This window comes from Microcystis aeruginosa NIES-843, assembly GCF_000010625.1.
Lineage (GTDB): Bacteria > Cyanobacteriota > Cyanobacteriia > Cyanobacteriales > Microcystaceae > Microcystis > Microcystis aeruginosa.
In genome coordinates this window covers 2087144-2109587 of sequence record NC_010296.1, presented here as the reverse complement: position 1 = coordinate 2109587, position 22444 = coordinate 2087144, and the positions used below count along the sequence as shown (strand labels likewise).

General features: G+C 41.8%; 17 protein-coding genes and 2 pseudogenes. 10 read left to right on the top strand and 9 right to left on the bottom strand.

The window, feature by feature from the left end; translation table 11 throughout:
• Window positions 1–28: 28 nt before the first annotated feature.
• The 5 genes and pseudogenes from MAE_RS10215 to MAE_RS10200 form a co-directional block, all read right to left on the bottom strand.
• The gene (locus MAE_RS10215) at window positions 29–1027 is read right to left on the bottom strand and encodes an IS630-like element ISMae24 family transposase (protein WP_012265502.1); all 999 of its coding nucleotides are present in this window, start codon (window positions 1025–1027) and stop codon (window positions 29–31) included.
• A 139-nt stretch (window positions 1028–1166) separates the two neighbouring features.
• Window positions 1167–2355: pseudogene (locus tag MAE_RS31980) on the bottom strand (RNA-guided endonuclease InsQ/TnpB family protein).
• A gap of 1114 nt (window positions 2356–3469) precedes the next feature.
• Window positions 3470–3664 (bottom strand): hypothetical protein, encoded by a 195-nt coding sequence (locus MAE_RS33280; RefSeq protein WP_125730136.1) that lies wholly within the window; start codon window positions 3662–3664, stop codon window positions 3470–3472.
• A gap of 12 nt (window positions 3665–3676) precedes the next feature.
• The gene (locus MAE_RS10205) at window positions 3677–6781 is read right to left on the bottom strand and encodes an efflux RND transporter permease subunit (RefSeq protein ID WP_012265498.1); all 3105 of its coding nucleotides are present in this window, start codon (window positions 6779–6781) and stop codon (window positions 3677–3679) included.
• 146 nt (window positions 6782–6927) lie between these two features.
• Window positions 6928–7605, bottom strand: coding sequence for a C40 family peptidase (locus MAE_RS10200; protein ID WP_012265497.1), 678 nt, complete (start codon window positions 7603–7605; stop codon window positions 6928–6930).
• A gap of 494 nt (window positions 7606–8099) precedes the next feature.
• Here MAE_RS10200 and MAE_RS10195 point away from each other — a divergent pair, with 494 nt between their 5' ends.
• The 7 genes from MAE_RS10195 (at window position 8100) to trpE (ending at window position 15929) form a co-directional block, all read left to right on the top strand.
• Window positions 8100–9488, top strand: coding sequence for an LCP family protein (locus MAE_RS10195; protein ID WP_002796768.1), 1389 nt, complete (start codon window positions 8100–8102; stop codon window positions 9486–9488).
• 2 nt (window positions 9489–9490) lie between these two features.
• The gene (locus MAE_RS10190; protein ID WP_012265496.1) at window positions 9491–9991 is read left to right on the top strand and encodes a pentapeptide repeat-containing protein; all 501 of its coding nucleotides are present in this window, start codon (window positions 9491–9493) and stop codon (window positions 9989–9991) included.
• Between the two features lie 127 nt (window positions 9992–10118).
• On the top strand, window positions 10119–10706 hold the full coding sequence (locus MAE_RS10185; protein ID WP_012265495.1) for an anthranilate synthase component II: 588 nt from the start codon (window positions 10119–10121) through the stop codon (window positions 10704–10706).
• A gap of 61 nt (window positions 10707–10767) precedes the next feature.
• Complete coding sequence (locus MAE_RS10180; RefSeq protein ID WP_002758464.1) at window positions 10768–11577, top strand: MBL fold metallo-hydrolase; 810 nt, start codon at window positions 10768–10770, stop codon at window positions 11575–11577.
• A gap of 110 nt (window positions 11578–11687) precedes the next feature.
• Complete coding sequence (locus MAE_RS10175; protein ID WP_012265494.1) at window positions 11688–13325, top strand: ABC transporter permease; 1638 nt, start codon at window positions 11688–11690, stop codon at window positions 13323–13325.
• 284 nt (window positions 13326–13609) lie between these two features.
• Window positions 13610–14035, top strand: a complete 426-nt coding sequence (locus MAE_RS10170) for a photosystem I reaction center subunit II PsaD (protein WP_002796771.1) — start codon at window positions 13610–13612, stop codon at window positions 14033–14035.
• Between the two features lie 373 nt (window positions 14036–14408).
• A complete protein-coding gene (gene trpE, locus MAE_RS10165; protein WP_012265493.1) occupies window positions 14409–15929 on the top strand; it encodes an anthranilate synthase component I in 1521 nt (506 codons plus the stop codon).
• Window positions 15930–16223: 294 nt separating this feature from the next.
• Here the strand turns inward: trpE and MAE_RS10160 are convergent, their stop codons facing one another.
• Window positions 16224–17387 (bottom strand): PulJ/GspJ family protein, encoded by a 1164-nt coding sequence (locus tag MAE_RS10160; RefSeq protein ID WP_012265492.1) that lies wholly within the window; start codon window positions 17385–17387, stop codon window positions 16224–16226.
• A 454-nt stretch (window positions 17388–17841) separates the two neighbouring features.
• Window positions 17842–18030, bottom strand: coding sequence for a hypothetical protein (locus MAE_RS33770; RefSeq protein ID WP_041804002.1), 189 nt, complete (start codon window positions 18028–18030; stop codon window positions 17842–17844).
• A gap of 67 nt (window positions 18031–18097) precedes the next feature.
• On the opposite strand from MAE_RS33770, the pseudogene MAE_RS29225 reads away from it, so the two are divergent.
• From MAE_RS29225 to MAE_RS10140, 3 genes and pseudogenes are all read left to right on the top strand, one after another.
• A pseudogene (locus MAE_RS29225) lies at window positions 18098–19020 on the top strand (IS630 family transposase); the annotation flags it as partial.
• A gap of 138 nt (window positions 19021–19158) precedes the next feature.
• The gene (gloA, locus tag MAE_RS10145) at window positions 19159–19569 is read left to right on the top strand and encodes a lactoylglutathione lyase (protein WP_002796773.1); all 411 of its coding nucleotides are present in this window, start codon (window positions 19159–19161) and stop codon (window positions 19567–19569) included.
• 21 nt (window positions 19570–19590) lie between these two features.
• A complete protein-coding gene (locus MAE_RS10140) occupies window positions 19591–20067 on the top strand; it encodes a CYTH domain-containing protein (protein ID WP_002796774.1) in 477 nt (158 codons plus the stop codon).
• An 18-nt stretch (window positions 20068–20085) separates the two neighbouring features.
• Here MAE_RS10140 and nusB read toward each other — a convergent pair whose 3' ends face one another.
• Window positions 20086–20739: a transcription antitermination factor NusB gene (nusB, locus tag MAE_RS10135; RefSeq protein WP_002796775.1), complete on the bottom strand. Its 654-nt coding sequence runs from the start codon at window positions 20737–20739 to the stop codon at window positions 20086–20088.
• A gap of 155 nt (window positions 20740–20894) precedes the next feature.
• Window positions 20895–22358 carry a DNA phosphorothioation system restriction enzyme gene (locus tag MAE_RS10130; RefSeq protein ID WP_002796776.1) on the bottom strand — a complete coding sequence of 488 codons (1464 nt, stop codon included), beginning with the start codon at window positions 22356–22358 and terminating at the stop codon, window positions 20895–20897.
• Window positions 22359–22444 lie beyond the last annotated feature (86 nt).

The following is a 22444-nucleotide window of genomic DNA, read 5'->3' as shown; positions in this document are numbered from 1 at the left end:
CCTCTTCTGATATGTAGCTTATAAGTACCTAGGCAAAATTAATTACATACTCGCCTCCAAAATTGTCCAGCACTTTTTTAACGTAAGCGAGGAGGCTCTTTCGGTCTTTATAGGCGCTAAATTCAATCCATTCATATTTTAAAAATCTCCATAATATTTCAATTAAATTTAAATGAGGTGAATAAGTGGGCAACCAAAATATTTTCAAGTTTTTCTTTTCCCATTCCTCAAGTTTCTCCATAAATGCCTCGCTGGTATGAATGGAAGCTTGGTCAATTATTATGACAGTTTTTTTCTGTATATTTTGGCAATATTTATCCAGAAAATTAATAACTATCTCGCTAGTAACCGTTCCGACCTGTGTCTCATAAAATAATTGATTATCTCGTTTCATTATTCCTAAAATATTTAGTCTTTTACCTTCAATTGGTGGTAACTTTATCGTGGTTTTTTCTTCTTGCCAAGCGTCAGGAATACAAGGCTTTGAATCCCCTCCCATTTCATCCAAATATCCTATCTCAATCTCTCCTCTTTTTTCCTGTTTTTTTAGTTCTTCTAAAATAGGTAGTTTGACCTCAAGCTCCCACTCATCAGGGGTTTTGGCGACCCCTCTTCTCACCCTTTTCCACCTCATGTTGATTTTTTTTATGAGTCTTTTTATCTTGTCTTTGCTTACGGTTAATTTCCCTTCTTCTACAATTTTTATCTGGATTTTTTTTAAGCTTTTCGGTTCTTCTTTTACCCAGTCAATAACTTGTTGACCTTGTGCTTCTGTCAATTTAGGTTTTCTCCCTCTTCCTCGACGATTATAAAAACCAATTAGTTTTCTATCTTCCCAGTCCGTCAACCAATTATAGATGGTCTTTCTCGTAACTCCAAATATTCCGCTCAATTCTTCTATCGTGGTTCCCTGAAAACTTAAGAGTATACATTTCGCTCGCTCTCTTACTTGATGATGTTTACTAGCTCGATAAATTCTCTCTAGCATTTTCTGGCTCTCGGGGTTTAGGTCTCTAATCAATCTCATTGTATTTTCCTGCTGCTTCGTTTTTTTATGTATTATACTTCTTAATTTTTTATTTGGGTAATTAATTTTGCATGACTACTTACTCAACGGATTTAGCTTGACATCCTCACCGCCGTAAACGGACGGTGATTCCCAAACCTCACGATTTAGGTTTCTGCTTCTTTCCCTTGCGGGGTTCCGCACCTGCCTTAACAGATTTACTCTGTTCTGGTCTTATGGTCGCTCTACAGACTGACACCGCAAGCCCTGCGGCCAAAATATTTTTACTAGCGTTAATATCTCGGTCATGGTGAGTCCCACAGTCTGGACAGTCCCATTCTCGAACATTTAACGGCATTTTCAAGGGCAATATACCCGCAATTACTACACCTTTTAGAGCTAGGAAACCATCTATCTATTTCGATGTAATTTCTTCCATACCAACGGCATTTATAGGCTAATTGTCGGGTAATTTCTCCCCAGCTTACATCAGATATTGCCTGAGATAATTTCGGGTTTTTGACCATATTCTTGACGGCTAAATTCTCAACCACAATCGTTTGGTTTTCACGAACTAATTGAGTGGTTAGCTTATGTAAATGGTCTTTTCTACTATCCGTGATTTGAGCGTGAATTCTGGCTACTTTGATTCTTGCCTTTTCTCGATTCTTTGAGTTTTTCTGTTTTCTAGAAAGATTTTTCGATGCTCTTCGCAGTCTCCGATAATGCTTTTTAAAATGCTTGGGATTAGACACTTTATCGCCATCGCTGGTAATCACGAGGCTACTAATTCCTAAGTCAATTCCAATGGCTTTATCTGTTACTGGTAAAGGCTTAATCGTTGGGTCATCAAATCTAATTGAAATATGCCAACGTCCTGAGGGATGTAATCTGACTGTTACTGTGCTTGGTTCACAGCTTTCTGGTATTTGTCTTGACCATCGAATAGGTAAAGGTTCTGTGCATTTAGCTAAATAGATTTGTTTGTCTTTAAATTTAAAAGCAGATTTGGTAAATTCGGCACTTCCTCCCTGATGTTTTTTCTTAAAGTTAGGATACTTAGTACGACCAGCAAAGAAGTTAGTAAAAGCTGTTTGTAGGTGTCTTAACCCTTGTTGTAAAGGTACACAGCTTACTTCATTGAGAAAGTCTAATTCTTCTTGCTTTTTCCAATCGGTTAGCATTGAAGAAGTTTGAGCTTAGCCTACTCTTTCTTGTCTTTCGTACCATGCTTGTGTTCTGACATGGAGAGCTTTATTGTAAACTAATCTTACACAGCCCAAAGTGCGCCGCAATAGCGACTCTTGTTCTGGTGTGGGGTAAAATCGGTAAGAATAGGCTTTTTCCATGTCTCACATTTTAGCATATATTTCGTAAATGTTCTAATATTTAACAGTAAAGCCGTCGTAGAACGACGGGGTTTCAGACCCAAATTTTCGATGATCGACGAATTTGCGTTATTTCAGCCTCTATTTTCTAGTCAGGAGATAGGATTCAGGAGATAGGATTCAGTATTCTCCGAGTCAGTATTCAGGAGATTATTTTTATTTATTCTCCCCTCTCCGGCGCTCCCATCTCCCATCTCCGGCGCTCCCATCTTCCCTCTCCCCTACACCCCACACCCTACACCCTTCTCCCCAACTCCCACTCTACAATAACTACTGGCAGCCAGAAATACATTGGGGTGCTATCATACTTTGTGCTTTTTGTCAAAAAAACTTTTTTTTTGCAATAAAACTACACAAAAAAAAGATCATCGTTAGGGGTGAAATTGACTGATTTACCCGTCTTAATTAGGATCACCTTGTAGGTGTGGCAAGGGTTTCAACCATTGCTGCCCAAAAAAGCACAAAATAACCCATTATGAAATTCTATCAAATCGCTGTAACCTTCATAACATCGTCGTTAAATAAAAATTTTTCTCAATTAATTCTTAAGAATTTATAAATATTGCGAAATGTTAATTTAAATATTCTCAAGTTTTTGGAGTCAGTCAATAATTTTTGCTTATCTTTCTGGACTTCCCCCGTATAAACATACTAGCTATGGCTAAAAGTCTTACAGAGCCTGAGTTAAAGCCATATAATACTAATGGACTACTGGACACAAAATCCTGAAGTCCTTACGCAGATAGGGTTTGAGGCAAAAATTTTCAAATTTGACCTTTCGACCATTATAGCTTGTTTCGGGGCAGAAAACCATCAAAAACATGGCTACAGAGGGAATCGCTGACTCTAGAGATTAATGACACCATCTGTTACAATAAGGTTAGCGATCACTATACAGCCAACTCTACGGAATCGCTCTACTCCAGATACAGTCAACGGTACAGCCATTTTCAAGGGAAAAATGTACCCAGTAGCCTCTTTTCAATTTTTTCTGAGAAGCTCCATGCAGTAAGGGTTTTGTTAATTTTTTAGTATTTCTGTATGGGGGAAGTCCAGATCTTTGACCAACATTGGGTTAGGAGACAGTATTCTCCGAGTCAGGAGTCAGGAGATAGGAGTCAGGAGTCCGGAGTCCGGAGATAGGAGTCCGGAGATAGGAGATAGGAGATAGGAGACTTTTTTTATTTATTCTCCCCACTTCCCCACACCCTACACCCCACACCCTACACCCCACACCCCACACCCCACACCCCACTTCCCCACTTCCCACTGTGCAGGGGGATTATTTTCTAGAGAATAAAACGTAAAAACAGGGAATAATAAACAGAGTTAACAGAGTTGCTAAAGACAAACCCGAAAAAACGACAATTCCTAAAGGTTGCAGGAATTGTCCCCCCTCTCCTAATCCTAAAGCGAGGGGAAATAAACCTAAAACCGTGGTCACGGTAGTCATTAAAATCGGTCGTAAACGTTGGGGAGCGGCCTTTAAAATGGCTTGTAGTCGAGTAAAACCGAATTCTTGCCGCAATTGATTGGCTAATTCCACCATAATAATCCCGTTATTAACCACAATCCCCACCAATAAAACCACCCCGACGATGACAATGGCATTAATCGGGGTTTTAGTCCAATATAGCCCGAAAATTCCCCCCGCTAGGGCCAAAGGAACGGTTAACATAATCACCAAAGGGTCTATGAGTGAGTTATACTGCACGGCCATGACTACAAAGACTAAAAATACCGATAAACCCGCTAATAAACCCAAAGAACCCTGAATTTCTTGATTAGACGTGGCAGCAGCACTGGGTAAAATGCTGATACCATCGGGTAAGGGAGTGGAATTTAAAAGCGATTGTACTCCCGCGAGTGCGTCACTTAATTTCGCCCCTTCGACTAAACTGCCGATAATAATAAAAACTTGACGCTGATTGATTCTCTGGATGACTCCGGGGGTTTTTCCCCCTTCAATCCGGGCTATATCTGCTAATTTTAAGTCTTCTTGCCTATTGACAAAAATAGGTATTTGTGATATGTCACTAATTTTTTGCCGCGAGTTGGGGTCCAATTGCACCCGGATATCGATTAATCTTTCTCCCCGTTGCAGTTGGGTGGGGATCGATCCTTGAATAGCGGTCCGTAGCGTTTGTCCCACTTCCAGGGTACTCAATCCCAAACTATTTAAGCGGGTCCAATCGGGTTTAATCTGAATTTCTGGTTGTCTGGGGTCAGCATCGGCACGAAAACGCGCACTAGGGACTTTTTCATCGAGAATACTGAGGATTTCTTCACCAGCTTGCTCTAAAGTTTTCCCATCGCGTCCCTGTAACATCACATCCACATCAGCACCAACGGAGGGAGAGTTATTAAGAATAATACCGCGCACTTGACCGGGGGTGAGACGCAAACGCACGTTAACGAGGTTTAATTGCTCTAGTGCTTTGCTCATCCGTTCGATATATGCTTCTGTATTAGTGCCTTTTTTGAGATTAATCGTACTAGAAGCGCGCAAAATATTTTCATTGGTAGTTGTGCCAAAAAGAGAACCGCCACTGGTAGTAAAAACATACTCAGTTTCCGGTTGTGATAATAAAATCTTTTCTACTTCCCGCATCACCTGACGGTTAGTATTTAAATTGGTACCCGGGGGAAATTGAGCAAAAACGTTCACCTGTCCAGTTTGAATACGACTAAAGACTTCCTGGGGGATATATTGCCAGAGATAGAAACTACTTCCCCCTAAAATTAAAAAGGCCAGCAGGATAACAGGTATTCTGTAGTGGATGATTTTAGCTAAAAAACGACCGTAGAGGATGGTTAAACCTTCTAGACGTTGACTAAAGACTCTTAAGAGCCAAAATCGATGGATACCACTAGAAACCTGCATATTTAACAAACGACTGGCTAACATGGGAACAACGGTTAACGCACACAACAGAGAAGCAGCCACAGCAAAACTGATAGTGAGGATAATCTCGTTAAACAGCAGGGAAATAAAACCACCCAGTAGTAAAAATGGCAGGATAGAGACGAGATTAGTCGCAGTGGAGGCCAATAAAGCAGATTCTACCTCTTGGCTGCTATTCCGGGCAATTTCTAAAAAATCTTGCTTATTTTGGTTTTGATTAACTTTGAGGGCAATATTTTCCAGCATGACAATGGAATTATCCACCACGATACCCACCCCTAGGGCCAATCCTCCCAAACTAAACACATTTATCGATAACCCGAATAACTTCATACAGATAATTGCGACGAGGGTAGAAAGAGGAATCGCTAGGGTAATGATAAAAGTCTGTCGCAGGGAACCGAGAAAGACGAATACAGTCAGTCCTGCTAGAATTGTCCCCGCTAGTCCCGACGAAACCACGTTATTAACCGCGTTTTGGATAAATACAGACTCATCAGTAGTGGGGACGACTTGTATTCCCCCGGTCATTAACCCGGATTTTTTTAATTCTGTAATGCGTTTTTTGACCCCTTCTACCACAGCAATCGTGTTCGCATTCGGTTGTTTTTGGACGCTAACCCTCACGGCATTTTTTCCATTTAGGGTGACAAAAATTCTTTGTTCTTCTGTCCCATCGATAACTCTGGCCACATCCCGCAGATAGATTTTTTCTTCGGGATTATTACTATCGGTCAGTGCTAAATCTTGGATATCCGCTACGTTTTTAAATTTCCCCACCGCACGGGTTAAAGGTTCCCCGGTTTCTCCCTCTAGTCGGCCCCCAGAGATGTCCTGATTGCGTCTTTTTAGGGTGTCTAAAACCTGATTTAATCCCACTCCTAAAGATTGTAATCGCTGCAGGTCAATATTAACTTGAATTTCTTCTCTAACTCCCCCAATCACGTCCACCACTGCCACTCCTTCCACAAATCCTAATTCTCTCCCTAATTCTTCATCGGCAAATAATCTTAAATCTTTTAGGGGTAGGGTATCAGAAACGACAGCGAATTCATAGACGGGTAAACGAGAGGGTTCAAATTTGTTTAAGCGCGGTTCCTCAATAATATCGGGTAAATTTTGTCGGACACGATTAAAACTTTCGGTAGCTTCATTTAAAGCGACATTTAAGTCTCCCCCCGGTTGAAAAAATAAATCTACTCGCATCCTTCCCTCGCGAGTTTCTGAATAAACTTGCACTACTCCCTCGGTGGCACTCATTCCTTCTTCTAGGGGTTTAGTTACTTCTTCGAGAATGACTTCCGGGGAAACTCCAGGTACATTCATCCTTAAACTAATGCGGGGATAAGTGATAGAAGGAAGCAAGTCCACTTCTAAACGATTTAGAAAAAAAAGACCGATGATGATAACTGCTATAGTTAACATCAATACTCCTATGTGACGACGAATTGACAGACCGCTTAGGGAGATGTTTTCTGACATGATTACCTATGGGGGAGAGTAAGGAGTGAGGAGTTAGGGGTTGGGGTTTTAGGGTTTTGGGGTTTTGGGGTTTTAGGGTTTTGGGGTTTTGGGGTTTTAGTTGAAATTTCCCCATTTCCCCATTTCCCCATTTCCCTGATAACTGATTAATTGTGCATAACTCGACCGAAACTCCATAATTTTTGATAATAATGACGACTAACGCTATCCCTATCATCAGTAAGTAGATTTATAGCGATACCATTGTTACCTGTTTCTTTTCCTGAACTGTGGATATATTGATTATTCCCTAGATATAACGCAACATGATTAACTCTTTTATCACCAAAAAAAATTAAATCTCCTGGGAGTAATTCCTCTCGGTTTATTTTTTGACAAAAAGCCTCCTGTTGATAGGAATCCCTCGGCAGCCAAATGCCAAAAGTGGCAAAAGCAGCCTGGATTAATCCTGAACAATCGTAATTAGGTGCAAGGGTTCCACCCCAGAGATAATGATTGGTACGGTTCCTTGCTTCCTGAGTAAAAGTGATAATCTCAGGAATATGTTTTTCTATGTCGGAACGAGTTAGAGGAATTTTTTGATAAGCTGTGGTGGCCAACGCAATTGCATCTAAATCTTCTCCGCATAACCAAGCTAAATAATTATCTTCCCTTAGCTGAATTTGTAGCCCTTTTTCGGTAATTTCTAGGGAAATAAATTTTAATTGTCTTCCCTGTTGTGCTTGGGTAGCTAACTCTTGACAACTGGGAGAATTGTAGAGATTTAAGTCTCTTATACAGAGATATTCTTGGGTCGATGATGGGGGAATAGAGATGATTTTCATAAAAAATAGATCAGAATTATATTGACAGAAACAAATGCCCAACTAGCCAAAAGCTAAGGGATAAAAACAAGGAGAATAACCTTAGTTCTGTCATCTTCAAGTTTCCACCTCTCTTAATTCTTGGCCACAGAGATAATTTATAACCGAACTGAATCCCTCAAATTCCTCTTGCCTAATTAACTTTTCAGGGTTCAAAAACCGCAAAAATAAGGATTAAATGGCATAAAATCTCTAAATAGACCATTTAATTGCTCATTATTCATTCTTAATTCTCCTGACTACTGACTACTGACTACTGACGACCGACTCCTAACCAACCAAGACAAATTTTGATTTTTACAAGAGGTCTATTATAGCCAGTTCCTTAACAATATGTTACAATAGCCGGCGAGAGGGGGGTGGCCAATATCTGGAACTTTTGGGCTAGAGATAGATTCTAGGGATCAGCAGTCACCTCCTAAAGTAAGCTTTTAATCAGATGTTGAGGTTAGTCCATGGCCAATGTTTCGGGGCGGTTTGAAAAGCAGGAATACAGCCAAAACTCAGAAAATACCGTCACGGTGGTCAGTTCGGTCATGTCCGGTTTAAAAAAAGCATCTCCCCTGCAAAAGGGCTTATTTTGGGGAATAACCCTCAGTTTTACCGCCCTAGTGTCCGCCACTGTTGGGGCTGCCGTCGCTTTAATTAGTCCCTTACCCGCACCAATTGGGGCCATCTTCCAAAAAACGACTTTTCCCACCCAAACAGACATCCTTGAGGCTCAAGCTTGGAATAGCTTAATTAACCAGCAGCTTTCTCGTCCTGTTAATATTTTAGTTATGGGCATCGATCGAGTTTTAGATGCCAAAAACGGCGACGATGTATTTAAAGGTCGCAGCGATACCATGCTCCTAGTGCGCTTCGATCCTAGCGATAAAACCGTGAGAATGTTGTCTATCCCTCGCGATAGCCGCGTCAGAATTCCTGGCCACGGTTTCACTAAAATTAACGATGCCAATGTTCACGGTGGACCAACTCTAGCGGCGGAAGTGGTCAGTAATACTTTAGGGGATGTCACCGTAGATCGCTATGTCCGGGTGACTACCGATGCCTTTAAGGAATTAGTCGATTTAGTCGGGGGCGTAGAGGTTTATGTACCCGAACGAATGTATCATAAAGATGTCACCCAAAAATTAGAAATTGATTTACAAGAGGGTTGGCAAAATCTCAACGGCGACCAAGCCGAACAATTTGCCCGTTTTCGTAACCAGCAATACGGCGATATCGGTCGCGTACAAAGACAACAAATTTTATTAAAAGCACTACAACAAAAGATTTTTAGTCCGACAATTCTCCCCAGTCTCCCGAAAGCAGTACAGGTTTTACAACAATATATCGATACGAATTTATCCGTCGAGGAAATGCTGGCTATCGCTAATTTTGGCCGGGAAATTAAACAGGATGACTTAAGAATGATCCTACTCCCCGGCCGGTTTAATAACCTCGAGGAATACGATGGTCGCAGTTATTGGATTTTGAACCGTCGCGAAATTAGAACCATTGTGGCTAATAATTTTACCGATAACTATTCGCGGGGAGAAACCTCCATTTATAGTCTGCGGATTGCCATTCAAAATGCCACCCATACCAAAGGTTTAGCCCGTCGTACTCGCAATTATCTGGCCAAACAGGGCTACACAAATGTTTATATTAGCGATGACTCCTCCCAAAAGCTAGAAACCACGGCAATTATTGCTCAAAAAGGTGATATTCAGTCCGCTAACCTCTTGAAAAATCAATTGGGAATCGGTAAAGTAGAATCATCCTCCACTGGTGCTTTAGACTCAGACCTAACTATTCGGGTGGGTGATGATGCAGCCCAGTTTTTCGACGCTCAACAGTAACAATGTTGAAAAAAATTTTCAGTCTGGTTTTAATTATTTTGCTGGCGATTCTTTGGCTACTTTTCGCGGCCCGTCCGGTGGCTTTGGCCCAAGATAAAACGATTAACTATAGTTTTGCCCAGCTGCAAGATCGGGATTTTTCCCATCAGGATTTACGCGGAGGAGTTTTCGCCGCTGCTGCTATGCGGGGAGTTAACCTAGAAGGGGCCGATTTATCCTATAGCATTCTTACCGAGGCTGTCCTCTTAAAAGCTAACTTAAAAGGGGCCGATTTGACCGCCTCTTTGGTAGATAGAGTTACCCTCGATTTTGCCGATTTAACTAATACTATTTTTACCGATGCGATCGCTACTCGCAGCCGTTTTTATGACACAATTATTACCGGGGCCGATTTCACTAACGCGGTCATTGATAACTATCAGGTCAAGTTAATGTGTGAACGGGCCGATGGGATTAATCCGGTCACGGGAGTGGCCACCAGAGATAGTTTAGGCTGTGATTAGCAATTCCGGGCAGATTCTAGCTGACTGCTCAAAAATAGCCTACCCCCTACACTCCGGCTATCTCGATCGAGACAGCCAGGATGTAGAATGAAAATACTGAGCGAGGCTAGAGAAAGGAGAGGGACTCTTGATAATCGTCATCGATAACTATGATAGTTTTACCTACAATTTAGTCCAGTATTTGGGAGAATTAGCCTCCGAGTTCCCGATCGCCGTGCCGATCGAGGTCTATCGTAATGATAAAATCGATCTGGCCACGATCGAACAAATGCGGCCGGATGGAATTGTCATTTCCCCCGGTCCAGGTCGTCCGGTCGATGCGGGCATATCTCTGGAATTAATCGCTAAATTTGGCCCCCATTTGCCGATTTTGGGGGTCTGTCTCGGTCATCAAAGTATCGGTCAGGTATTCGGGGGGGATGTGGTCTGGGCCCCAGTCTTGATGCACGGCAAAACTTCCCCAATCTATCACAACAACGAAGGGGTATTTCAAGGCTTAGAAAATCCTTTTACTGCCACCCGTTACCATAGTTTAGTGATCGAGCGCTCAACTATGCCAGATAATTTAGAGATCACGGCCTGGGTAGAAGATGGCACGGTCATGGGAGTCCGTCATCGGGATTACCCCCACATTCAAGGAGTACAATTTCATCCCGAAAGTATTTTAACCACTGCTGGCAAGGAACTTTTAAGAAACTTTCTGCGATCCCTCTAGTGTTTGCTAATCCCCAACCCCTGAAATTAACCTTCAATTGATTAATTCTGCATCTACATTTATGAAAAGGCGAGATTTTATCTTATCGGCGGGGGCAAGTTTCTTAACCGTGGCAGTAAGCTCAGTTTTAGCGGAAACTAAACCGAAACCCACTAACCCCACTTCCCCCCAAAAACCCGATAATTCCCTCTTAGTTCAATGGTTGGGTCATAGTTGCTTTTTATTCACCGGAGGAGGGCAAAGAGTCCTAGTTAATCCTTTCCGGGCAATTGGTTGTACGGCGGGTTTTCCTTTGCCAAAAGTAGAAGCAGATATCGTTTTAATTAGTAGTCAACTGTGGGATGAAGGGGCGGCCGAGGGTTTACCCGGTAATCCGAAAATTTTGTTTGAGCCGGGGGCTTACGATCTGGGTAAATTAAAACTACAGGGTATTAGTATCGCCCACGATCGCATGGGTGGGCAACGTTTCGGTATGAATGTGGCCTGGCGTTGGACCCAAGCGGGGATTAGTATTGTCCATTTAGGGGGGGCAGCGGCCCCAATCGAATTAGAACAAAGAATTCTCCTAGGTTCGCCGGATTTAGCTTTTATTCCCGTGGGAGGTGGTCCAAAAAATTATAATCCCCAAGAAGCAAAACAGGCGATCGAAGTTTTACAACCGCGAATTGCTATACCAACTCAATACTTTACCAGTGCCGCCGATAAAAATGCCTGTGAATTGGTGTCTGTAGATGAGTTTCTCAAGTTAGTCAAGGATAAAAATATCCGTTTGATCGAGGACAATAAATTACGGATTCGTGCCGCCGATTTACCCAAAAAAGGGACGCTCATTCGCGTGTTTGACTACCGCAAGCTGTTAGAGAAATCCTAATTTTTAGGAGCCAATGACCTAGGCTTATTGATTAGCTAATTTTCCTCGATCGACGGGACTGTAGATCATCTCCTAGTTCTCTAAAAATTGCTTTAACAATCTTATTAAAAATGTTTTTTCTGAAAGAATCTCGCTCTTTTTTTAGACAGGGATGGACAATTGCGGTTTTACTAATTGCCCTGCTTGTTTCCCTGCCAATTTTATCGGTTGCCAGTAGTTTATTAACTAATTCCAGTCAAGTCTGGCAACATCTGATCGAAACTGTTCTCTGGGATTATCTAGTTAATTCTTTTTGGTTAATGTGCGGGGTGGGCAGCGGCGTTTTAATCATCGGTGTCGGCACAGCTTGGTTAACAACGATGTGTCAATTTCCCGGTTGTCAACAATTTCAATGGTTATTATTACTACCCCTTGCCGCTCCTGCCTATCTCTTGGCCTATACTTATACCAATATGATGGACTATTTTGGTCCGGTGCAGACGTTCTTAAGAAGTGTTTTCGGTTGGAATAGTGTCGAGGATTATTGGTTTCCTAGTATCCGTTCTCTTTGGGGGGGGATTCTGATGTTAATACTGGTGCTTTATCCCTACGTTTATCTGTTAGCAAGGGTCGGTTTTTTAGAGCAATCTGTCTGCACGGTGGAGGCAAGTCGCTCCTTGGGATGTAATCCTTGGCGCAGTTTTTTTACTGTCGCTTTACCCCTAGCAAGACCGGCAATTATGGCGGGATTAGCTCTAGCTTTAATGGAAACTCTGAACGATTTTGGTACGGTGCAGTATTTTGGAATTAATGCTTTTACCACGGGGATTTATAATACTTGGTTCGGTATGGGTGATCGCATAGCGGCGGGGCAGTTATCAACAGTTTTAATGGTATTTATCCTCGTTTTAGTTTTCCTTGAACAATCCTCCCGTCGTCAAGCTCGTTACTATGAAATGACCAATCGTTTCCAGTCACCGACTAAGTACGAACTAGGATTTGTTCGGATTTTTTTGGCAATTATCGCCTGTTTTTTGCCAGTATTTCTTGGGTTTATCGCCCCTGCTTTCTATCTGACCTATCTAGCCTTTAATCACGCCCAAGAAACTTTTAATAATGACTTTTTTAGTTTATCGGTAAACAGTTTTTTTCTGGCTAGTTTAAGCGCAATTATTGCGGTAGTTTTAGCTTTAATTCTCGCCTACGGGGAAAGACTTAATCCGAATAAAACTCTTAAGGGTTCTGTGCGGATTGCGGCGGCTGGTTACGCTATCCCCGGCATTGTTATCGCGGTGGGGGTTTTAATTCCTATCGGCAAATTAGATAACTTTTTCAATCAAGGATTAAATATCAATTTAATTCTGAGCGGCACGATTTTCTGTGTGATTTTTGCCTATATTGTCCGGTTTTTAGCCGTAGCTTTTTCCACGTTAGAATCGAGTTTAAGTAAAATTAAACCTAGTTTAGATGATGCTTCCCGCAGCCTTGGCTATGGCACTGGTGCCACTTTAATTAAAGTGCATATTCCTCTTTTGTCGGGGGGATTATTGACGGCGGCTATGTTAGTTTTTGTCGATGTGATGAAGGAATTACCTGCTACTTTGGTCTTAAGACCTTTTAATTTTGATACCCTAGCGGTGCGCGTTTATCAATACGCCAGTGATGAACGTTTGGTGGAAGCGGCGGCACCGGCCCTGGCCATTGTCTTAGTGGGATTAATTCCGGTAATTTTTTTGAGTTGGCAAATTTCCCGACGGGCGATCGATTAAAGTGGCGGCTGATTCCTAGACCAGTTGGCGAGCGCCAGTCCGCTTAGTTCTATTTAGGCACTTTTTCCCTGAAAATGGGTAAAACCCCACACCCTACACCCCACACCCCACACCCCACACCCCACACCCTGCCCCGAGGAAAAACTTTTTCGGTAAATCCTAGTTCTATAGTCTAGTACAAAATAATGTTACAGTTCTTGACAAGACTACTAGAGAGAGGGGGTGTCAGTGATAGGATTCCCTAAAACCCCTTTTGTTTATTTTTGTAGAGAGAACAAAATCCTATGACAGAACTTTCTGGAAAAGCTCCTAAGTTCGGTGGCAGCACGGGCGGTTTACTCACCAAAGCCGATCTGGAAGAAAAGTACGCCATCACCTGGACCAGCAGCAAAGAACAAGTCTTTGAAATGCCCACCGGTGGCGCCGCTATCATGAACGAAGGCGAAAATCTCCTCTATTTGGCCCGCAAAGAACACGCGCTCGCTCTTGGTACCCAATTACGGACGAAATTCAAGCCCAAAATCGAAGATTACAAAATCTATCGGATTTACCCCAGTGGTGAAGTGCAATATCTCCACCCTGCTGATGGTGTCTTCCCCGAAAAAGTTAACGCCGGTCGTGAATTTTTCGGCAAAAAAGACCGCAATATCGGCAAAAACCCCGAACCAGCGACAATTAAGTTCTCTGGTGTCACTCCCTACGAAGCATAATAAATAATCCCTAAAATCGAGAGTGGGGAGTTAGATTAAGAAGCTATTTAGCCCCAAGATTTAACTTCTGACTCTCGATTTCTCTTATCGCAATCGGCAATTAATTGCTAGTTAGGGTTTGCGGCAAAAAGTTTTTCCTGGGGTTAGGAGTTAGGAGTCAGTATTCAGGAGATAGGGTGGTCACTGCGTGCGCATTGCGGGGGGTTTTGGGGTGTTAGGGTGATGAGACAACTTCCCCACTACCCCACTACCCCACTACCCCACTTCCCCACTTCCCCACTTCCCCACTCCCCACTCCTTCATAATTCATAATTCATCATTCCGTTTTCTCCCCTACAAGTGTTGTGCTATCCGTTTCCTGAACCATCAAAATATGATCTTCCCCGACTTCGATCGCTTTCGTCAACTCGCCGGTCAAGGTAACTTTATTCCTGTCTATCAAGAATGGATCGCTGACCTAGAAACACCCGTTTCGGCCTGGTATAAAGTTTGTGCCAATCAAGCCTACAATTTTTTATTAGAGTCGGTGGAAGGGGGCGAAACCTTGGGACGCTACAGCTTTTTAGGAGGCGATCCCGTCTGGGTATTAGAAGCACGGGGAAACACCACTACCCAAACTTTTCGCGATGGTTCTCAAGAGATTTTTTCGGGGGATCCTTTCGAGATTTTAACCCAATGTTTAGCCCCGATCGTGCCGGTTAAATTGCCGCAATTACCCGCCGGAATAGGGGGGTTATTTGGTTTTTGGGGTTATGAATTAATTAATTGGATCGAACCGCGAGTGCCTATTTATGCTGCTACCGATGCCGATCTACCAGATGGTATTTGGATGCAGGTGGATAATCTCATTATTTTCGATCAAGTTAAACGGAAAATCTGGGCGATCGCTTATGCCGATATCCGGGGTAAAAATCCCGATTTAGCGGCCGCTTATCAAGCGGCCTGCGATCGAGTGACACAGTTAGTTCTGAAGTTACGATTACCCCTACCAACTAATGCCAAAACCTTGGAATTATTACCGGTTGGTCAGGGGAAAGAATTAGTCTATGAAAGCAATACAACTCAGGAAAAATTCTGTCAAAATGTCTTGAAAGCGAAGGATTACATCAAAGCGGGGGATATTTTTCAGGTGGTTATTTCCCAGCGTTTAAATGCCAATTATCAGGGTCATCCCTTCGATTTATATCGTTCCCTGCGTCTGATTAATCCTTCTCCCTACATGGCTTTTTATAACTTTAAGGATTGGCAAATTATTGGCTCTAGTCCTGAAGTGATGGTTAAGGCAGAACGGGACGAATTAGGTAAAATAAAGGCTACGGTCAGACCAATTGCTGGCACCCGTCGCCGGGGACAAAACTTCAGTGAAGACCAAGCTTTAGCAACGGATTTATTGCAAGATCCCAAAGAAATTGCCGAGCATATTATGTTAGTGGATTTGGGGAGAAATGATCTAGGTCGGGTGTGCGATCGAGGTACGGTCAAAGTGGATGAATTAATGATAATTGAACGTTATTCCCACGTTATGCACATTGTTAGTAATGTGGTCGGGGATTTAGCAACCAATAAAAGTGCTTGGGATTTATTAAAAGCTTGTTTTCCCGCGGGAACCGTCAGTGGGGCCCCGAAAATTCGCGCCATGGAAATTATTCATGAATTGGAACCCTGTCGTCGTGGTCCCTATTCAGGGGTTTATGGTTACTACGATTTCGAGGGACAGTTAAATAGTGCCATCACAATTCGCACTATGATTGTTCGTCCCCAAGGTAATCAAAATTATCTGGTTTCTGTGCAAGCGGGAGCCGGGTTAGTAGCCGATTCTGAGCCGGAGAAAGAGTATGAAGAAACCCTCAACAAAGCCAGGGGTTTATTGGAGGCAATTCGCTGTTTAAGTTAGATTTTTTAGCCTAGGATCATCCTTTAGACTTTTTTCCCATCAAAAAGTGCCAGTGATTGGAGTGATCGGGGGGGAAATTTAGGCACTTTTTCCCTGAAAATTAGGTAATTGACCCCCTGAAAATGGGTAAAACCCTACACCCCACACCCCACACCCTACCCCCAGGAAAAACTTTTTCAGCAAGCCCTATTTAACCTCATTCCAGTTAAGGGGATTTGGCCATGATTTCCGAGAAGGAATAGGGTCAACTAACCAGGATAACATCAAGGTTTCAGCTTATTGCCATAAGTTTAGCTACTTGGGTTCAATGGTTACTAAAATCTGATAGGAGTTTGGTGGAGTCGTTTTAGTCGTAAACACGAATAAAACTTGGTTATTATCAAGATTTCTGGGTGAATCCCTGCTATCAGAGGTATATACATCTACATCTCTGGTTTGAGCTCCATAGACATTATGCAACCCATCCACATGGACCGCAATGCCATCTCCAGGAATTGCATCAACAGGTCTACCAAACTCGCCATTTGGTTCCGGTGTCCCGGGCAAATCTCCTTTAGGTGCAGTAAGAACACCGCAGGAAGGACTGAATGTACAAGTTCCTCCTTGAATAATTTCAGCTGTAACAGTTGCAGGCACGATAACGATGGGTATATGTCGTTTGTCAGGGTCAGCCCCGGCATCAGCCGTCAGATAAAAATAGGTGGGGGAGTCTAGGTCGCAAAATTTTTGACAAGGTATCGGGAAAACTCTGGTACTGACAGAGTATTCAAGTTCCTCATTGGTAGTCATCCTTACCTGAGCCTTGGCATGCAAAATCACTTGATTACGACCTTTGGGAACACAGGTATAAAAATCGTCCACATTGCCAGTCTGGGGGATTCGGGTAAAAGTCGGATCATCACAAATGGGGTCATTAACAGCCGCTGCTAACCTATCGATGACAGGGGAATGTTGCCAAGTCAAAGTATCATAGTTGCCATTAGCGTCCAATTGCGGACCATAGCGCCACAAGACTCGCGGACCGGTCAAGCTAATTTCATCAGGAGCAGGGTTTCTGGTATAGTAAACGATCTGTCGATCGAGCGGATGACTGGGATTGCTGGGATCAGGAATTTGGAAAGCTAGAACTGCTCGCGCTCCTGGTATTCCTTTCAAATTGAGTTGTTGAGTCGGTATGATCTCATTTTCGTTCTCAGCGATAATTTTTGCTCGTCTCACTTCATCTGAAACAAACTCTAGAGTACGATTAAGATTATTCTGGATTTCACTATCGGCATTAGCTCGATAGTTACTTCTGAGCAGGTTAATCAAGCCATTTCCCGCCACCAAGACGGCAATCAGCATCATCAAACCTGCCAGTAAGACTTCTGTAATCGTGAAACCCGCTTGCAGACGACGATGAGCAGATTTTTTCTGCAAACGACCTGAGTGATTGATGTACTCTAAATAAAAACGCATAGTTTTAACCTGTCCCGATTCCCATTTTATTATATACTTGCCTAAATATTTAACATTTATTACAATCACGCAGATTTTATTAAACTATCGGTCAATCAAGTCGAAAAGGGTTTTCGGAAACCAGTGAAAATTTACTACTACCTATTTCCTTGACAATTTCCCCAGAAAACTCCCGATCAAAAATGTCTTGACCTAACTAACTTCACCACTAACCACAGGATAAACCGAGAAAATCCTCTAGATAGTGATTTAGGTGTGGCCAGAGAGGTGATTTTGATCAAAGCTATTAATCGCTTTGGGGAGTATACTTTGCACGGCTATAACTTGCATTTTTTCCTCAAAGACAATAATATAGTTTAAGAGTCATAATTAGAAGCAAAGCACTCATTGAAAACATGATTAACCTAGAATTCACCGAAGAAGAAAAGAACTCACTGTATTATGAAAGATTTCATCATCCCCCATCCCCGGGTTCAACTGAAGATGGAAGTTCTTTGGTTAAAGAGTCAAAAGATACCGCACCAAAAAATTTGTGGTTCTTCGTTACTTGGTATGGTTCAATAGGGGGGCATAAATCGACTAAATCCTTATCTGGCAAGAGACTTAATTGATTAGTTCGCTCTAGATCGAAAACAATTGACATAAATCCCCGAATGTCTTTCTATATAAGAGTTTCATTCCTTGTAACCCTGTCAGTTGCATAAGACAAACCGAAGAACCAAATTTGTCAGTTAGCAGGAATCTCGCCAAATACCTTATTAACTTATCTTCGAGATTATCAAGAAGGCGGAATAGAAAAATTAAAAGAAATCAACTTCTATCGCCCTAAAAGTGAATTAGAGTCTCAAAAAGAAACGCTCAAAAAATATTTCGATAAAAATCCACCAGCCACAATAAATGAAGCTGTATATAGAAGAGAAGAATTGACAGGAATAAAACGAAGTCCTACTCAAGTGAGGAAATTCTTAAAATCAATGGGAATGAAATGTATAAAAGTAGGTTCTCTTCCTTCTAAAGCTGACCGGGATGAACAAGAAGACTACCAAAAAAAAAGCTAGAACCCAGACTAAATGAGGCAAAAGAAGGAAAAATGGCTGTTTTTTTTGTTGATGCCGCTCACTTTGTTATGGGAGCTTTTCTCGGTTTTGTTTGGTGTTTTGAGAGACTTTTCGTTAAGTCACCGAGCGGGAGTAAACGCTTCAATGTTTTAGGAGCATTAAATGCGATAACTCATGAAGTTATTATGGTAACATATGACACTTATATTACAGCAGCTCAAGTCTGTGAACTTCTTAAAAAAATAGCTGCTTTAGGAATAACTATTCCCATCACTCTAGTCTTAGATAATGCCCGCTATCAAAAATGTAAAATTGTTGAAGAATTGGCTCTTTCTTTGTCAATAGAGCTACTCTATTTGCCGTCTTACTCGCCTAATCTAAATTTAATTGAAAGGCTGTGGAAATTTGTCAAAAAGAAATGTTTGTATGGTAAATACTATGAAAACTTTTCTGACTTTTCTTCAGCTATTTATGAATGTCTGAATGATGCCCACCTGAAACATAAAAAAGAACTGGATTCCTTGCTCACTCTACGATTTCAGAAGTTTAATAAATCTCAGATTATGAACGTCTAAAGTATATGTGATTTTACAGGTGAGTTTTCGTACATTTGTATTGGTATAATTGTTGACCCTCAAGGAGATAAGAAGGCACAAGGACTGGTTACAATCAAGGATAAGTAATTTTTCGATCGATGTCATCTAAAAATAATCATGCGTCTCTTACACACCATGCTCCGGGTCAATAACTTGCAGGAATCTCTACAATTTTACTGCGATGTGCTAGGAATGAAGTTACTGCGCCAGAAAGACTATCCCAATGGTCAGTTTACCCTCGCTTTCGTCGGTTATGGCGATGAAGCTAATCATGCTGTCATCGAACTGACCTATAATTGGGGAGTCGATCGCTACGAAGTCGGTAATGCTTACGGTCATATCGCCCTAGGCGTGGATGATATCTATAGCACCTGTGAGAAAATTAAAGCCCTTGGTGGCAATGTCACCAGGGAACCGGGCCCGATGAAACACGGTTCTACCGTGATTGCTTTTGTGGAAGATCCTAATGGCTACAAGATCGAGTTAATTCAACTAGGAACCCAAGCTGCTGCCGTGGCTACGGCTTAAATTTATTGCCATCAAAAGCTTATGACTGTTGAAATTGAACGGAAGTTTCTGGTTAAAGGGGATTCTTGGCGATCGCTGGCTGCTGCCAGTGGGTTGTATCGTCAGGGATATATTCCTACCCAAGATGGATTGACAACCGTGCGAGTTCGTGTAGTTGGAGATCGGGGTTATTTAACCATTAAAGGCAAGACTGAGGGCATTAGTCGGCTGGAATTCGAGTATGCAATTCCCCTAGAAGATGCGGCGCTCATGTTAGAAAACCTCTGTAAGAAACCTTTAATTGAAAAGATTCGTCATCGCATTTCTCTGGATAATTTAACTTGGGAAGTTGATGAATTTTTAGGGGATAATCAAGGTTTGATTATGGCTGAAATTGAGTTAGAACAAGAGGATCAAGTCATTACTATTCCTGATTGGATCGGCGAAGAAGTCACGGGAGATGAGCGATACTACAATATCAATTTACAGGAATATCCCTATAAAATGTGGTCATTGTAGTATTAATTTCTTTCGGGGTTAACTCTGGGTAGATACGGCTTTTTCTGATTCGTTTAGCTTATTCGTTACCCGTCGGAGAACGCCATTAATAAAGCGATAACCTTCATCATCAGAATAACGTTTTGCTAATTCGATTGCTTCATTAATCGCTACTTTTTGAGGTAGATCGAGATAGAGCATTTCTGCCACGGCAATTTGGAGGATATCCCGATCAATTCTTGGTAAACGATGTAGTTGCCAATCCACTAAAGCACCGGTTAATTCCTGTTCGATTTCCGCACGACGACGATAGACTGTACCGATTAATTCTAGGGCATATTCCCGCACTTCGTACTGACTAGATAACTGGACAATTTCGGGAAAATCTATCACGGTTCCTAAACGATTAATGGCATTGTGAGTAAGAGAAATCGCTTCTTTTACCATGGTTTGGGCGCTTTTTAGATTTGTCGCCTTAGTATCACTAGCGAGAATCCGTTCATTACCACGACTAATTTCGGCAGCGGCGGTTTCTAAGGTTTCTTGAATTTCCAGGGTTAAGGTTCTAACCGCGACTAAAATTAAATCGTTTAAAGTTTGCTGTTCTAGGTTTTCAGGATTGCCTTTAATCTGACTTAAACTCAAAAGGGCAAGTTCTCGAGCAATGCGGCGGGGTTGTTGACGGGGAGACATAGAAGTTTAGAAGTAGAGGAAAGAAAATTATACAACTTTATTGATCGCTATTCGGTTGGGTTAATTTTTCTCGGCGATCAATCTTGACTTTCAGATCAATTCTTGACTAACTTCTATTCTAGCATAAAAGCTGCCAAGATTTAATTTTTCAGGTTTTAATTAGACAAAAGACAATATCTATCTTGAATCTCCCCTAATTTAGTCTCAGCTTCTTGAGCATTAATAGCTAATTGGGCAAACTCCAGAAAGCGTTTTAATTCCTTGCGTAATAAATTCCTTTCTACTTCCCAAGTTTCTCGATCTAAGGTCGGTGGCATAACAATCATATCAAATAAAGTGGCCTGTTTTTTATCGGGATGGGGTCGCAATATTCGCCCGCGACGCTGAATAAATTGTCGAGGATTACCACTACTAGCCAGAATGACTGCGTTTTGAATTGATGGCAGATCTACTCCCTCATCTAAACATCTAATTGCCACTAATCCTTGTAGATAACCCTCCTCAAATTGTTGGCGAATTTTTTCTCGTTCTTCTAGGGAAGTTTCTGCGGTGTAGGTAGCAACTCGATAACCTAATTGATTGCCCAATAAATGAGTAACTGCCTCTACTTGACGACGATAATTAGCAGTATAATTTTCCACATAACCATCCCCACAATAAAATAAAGTATGATCCGTATCTAAACGCTCTTGCATCAGTTGTTGTAAAGCCTGTAATTTATTACTTGCTGAACCGACTAATCGTGACCTTTGCATTAACAAAGCGGTGAGGTTTTCATTACCATTGAAATTACTATTTTTCTGCAAAGTCCAGCCGATTCTTTGGGTTAATTTTGCGTATAATAAAGCCTCACCGTCGGTTAATTCAACCAAGACTGGATAATAAAAATAATTGACTAAAGCTCCTTTACTAATAGCATCAGCTAAGGTAAATTCTGGTTGTAGAATTTGTCCAAAATAATCAAGAATAGCGTCAGTGCCTTCCTCATCAAAATATCTTTCAGGAGTAGCGGATAAAGCCAATCTTAGACCTAAAGAACGGGGTAATAATTCTTCTAATCGGGGGGAACCTAAATTATGTGCTTCATCACCAACGATTAAAGTTTTATCGGGAAAAAATTTTATTTGTGATTGAAACCCCTCGCTAATAAAAGTTGAGTTAGTAGTTAAAATAGTGACAAATTTTTGATTACCCGCTTGCACATTATATAATTCTGTGGCTAGTTGACTTTGCCATGTATGGACACTTTCGTAGGCTAAAATCGGTTTAAGATTAAATTTTTCCGCTTCTCGTTGCCATTGATTGACTAGGTGACGATAGGGGCAAATTACTAATAATACTTGCAGTTCTATCGCTTGGTAAAGTTCCATGGCAATAGCTAAAGCAGTAATAGTTTTACCGCTGCCGGTGGCCATTTTTAAAGTTCCCCGTCCCCGATTACGAAACCAACTGATAATCGCTGTATTTTGGTAGTCTCTCAATTCTAAATCGGGGGGAATTCTAGGAATACCAGAGGGATTAACTCGATAGAATCCTCGCAATTCAGCAACTTGCTTGAGTTTGCGGGAACTGAGAAAATCTCTAGTTATTTTTTCCCAATCTATCCAGCAACTATTCATAGGACCTCTTGTAAAAATCAACAATTGTTGTTAGGGTTAGGAGTCAGTAGCCAGTAGTCAGGAGTCGGTCGTCAGGAGTCGGTCGT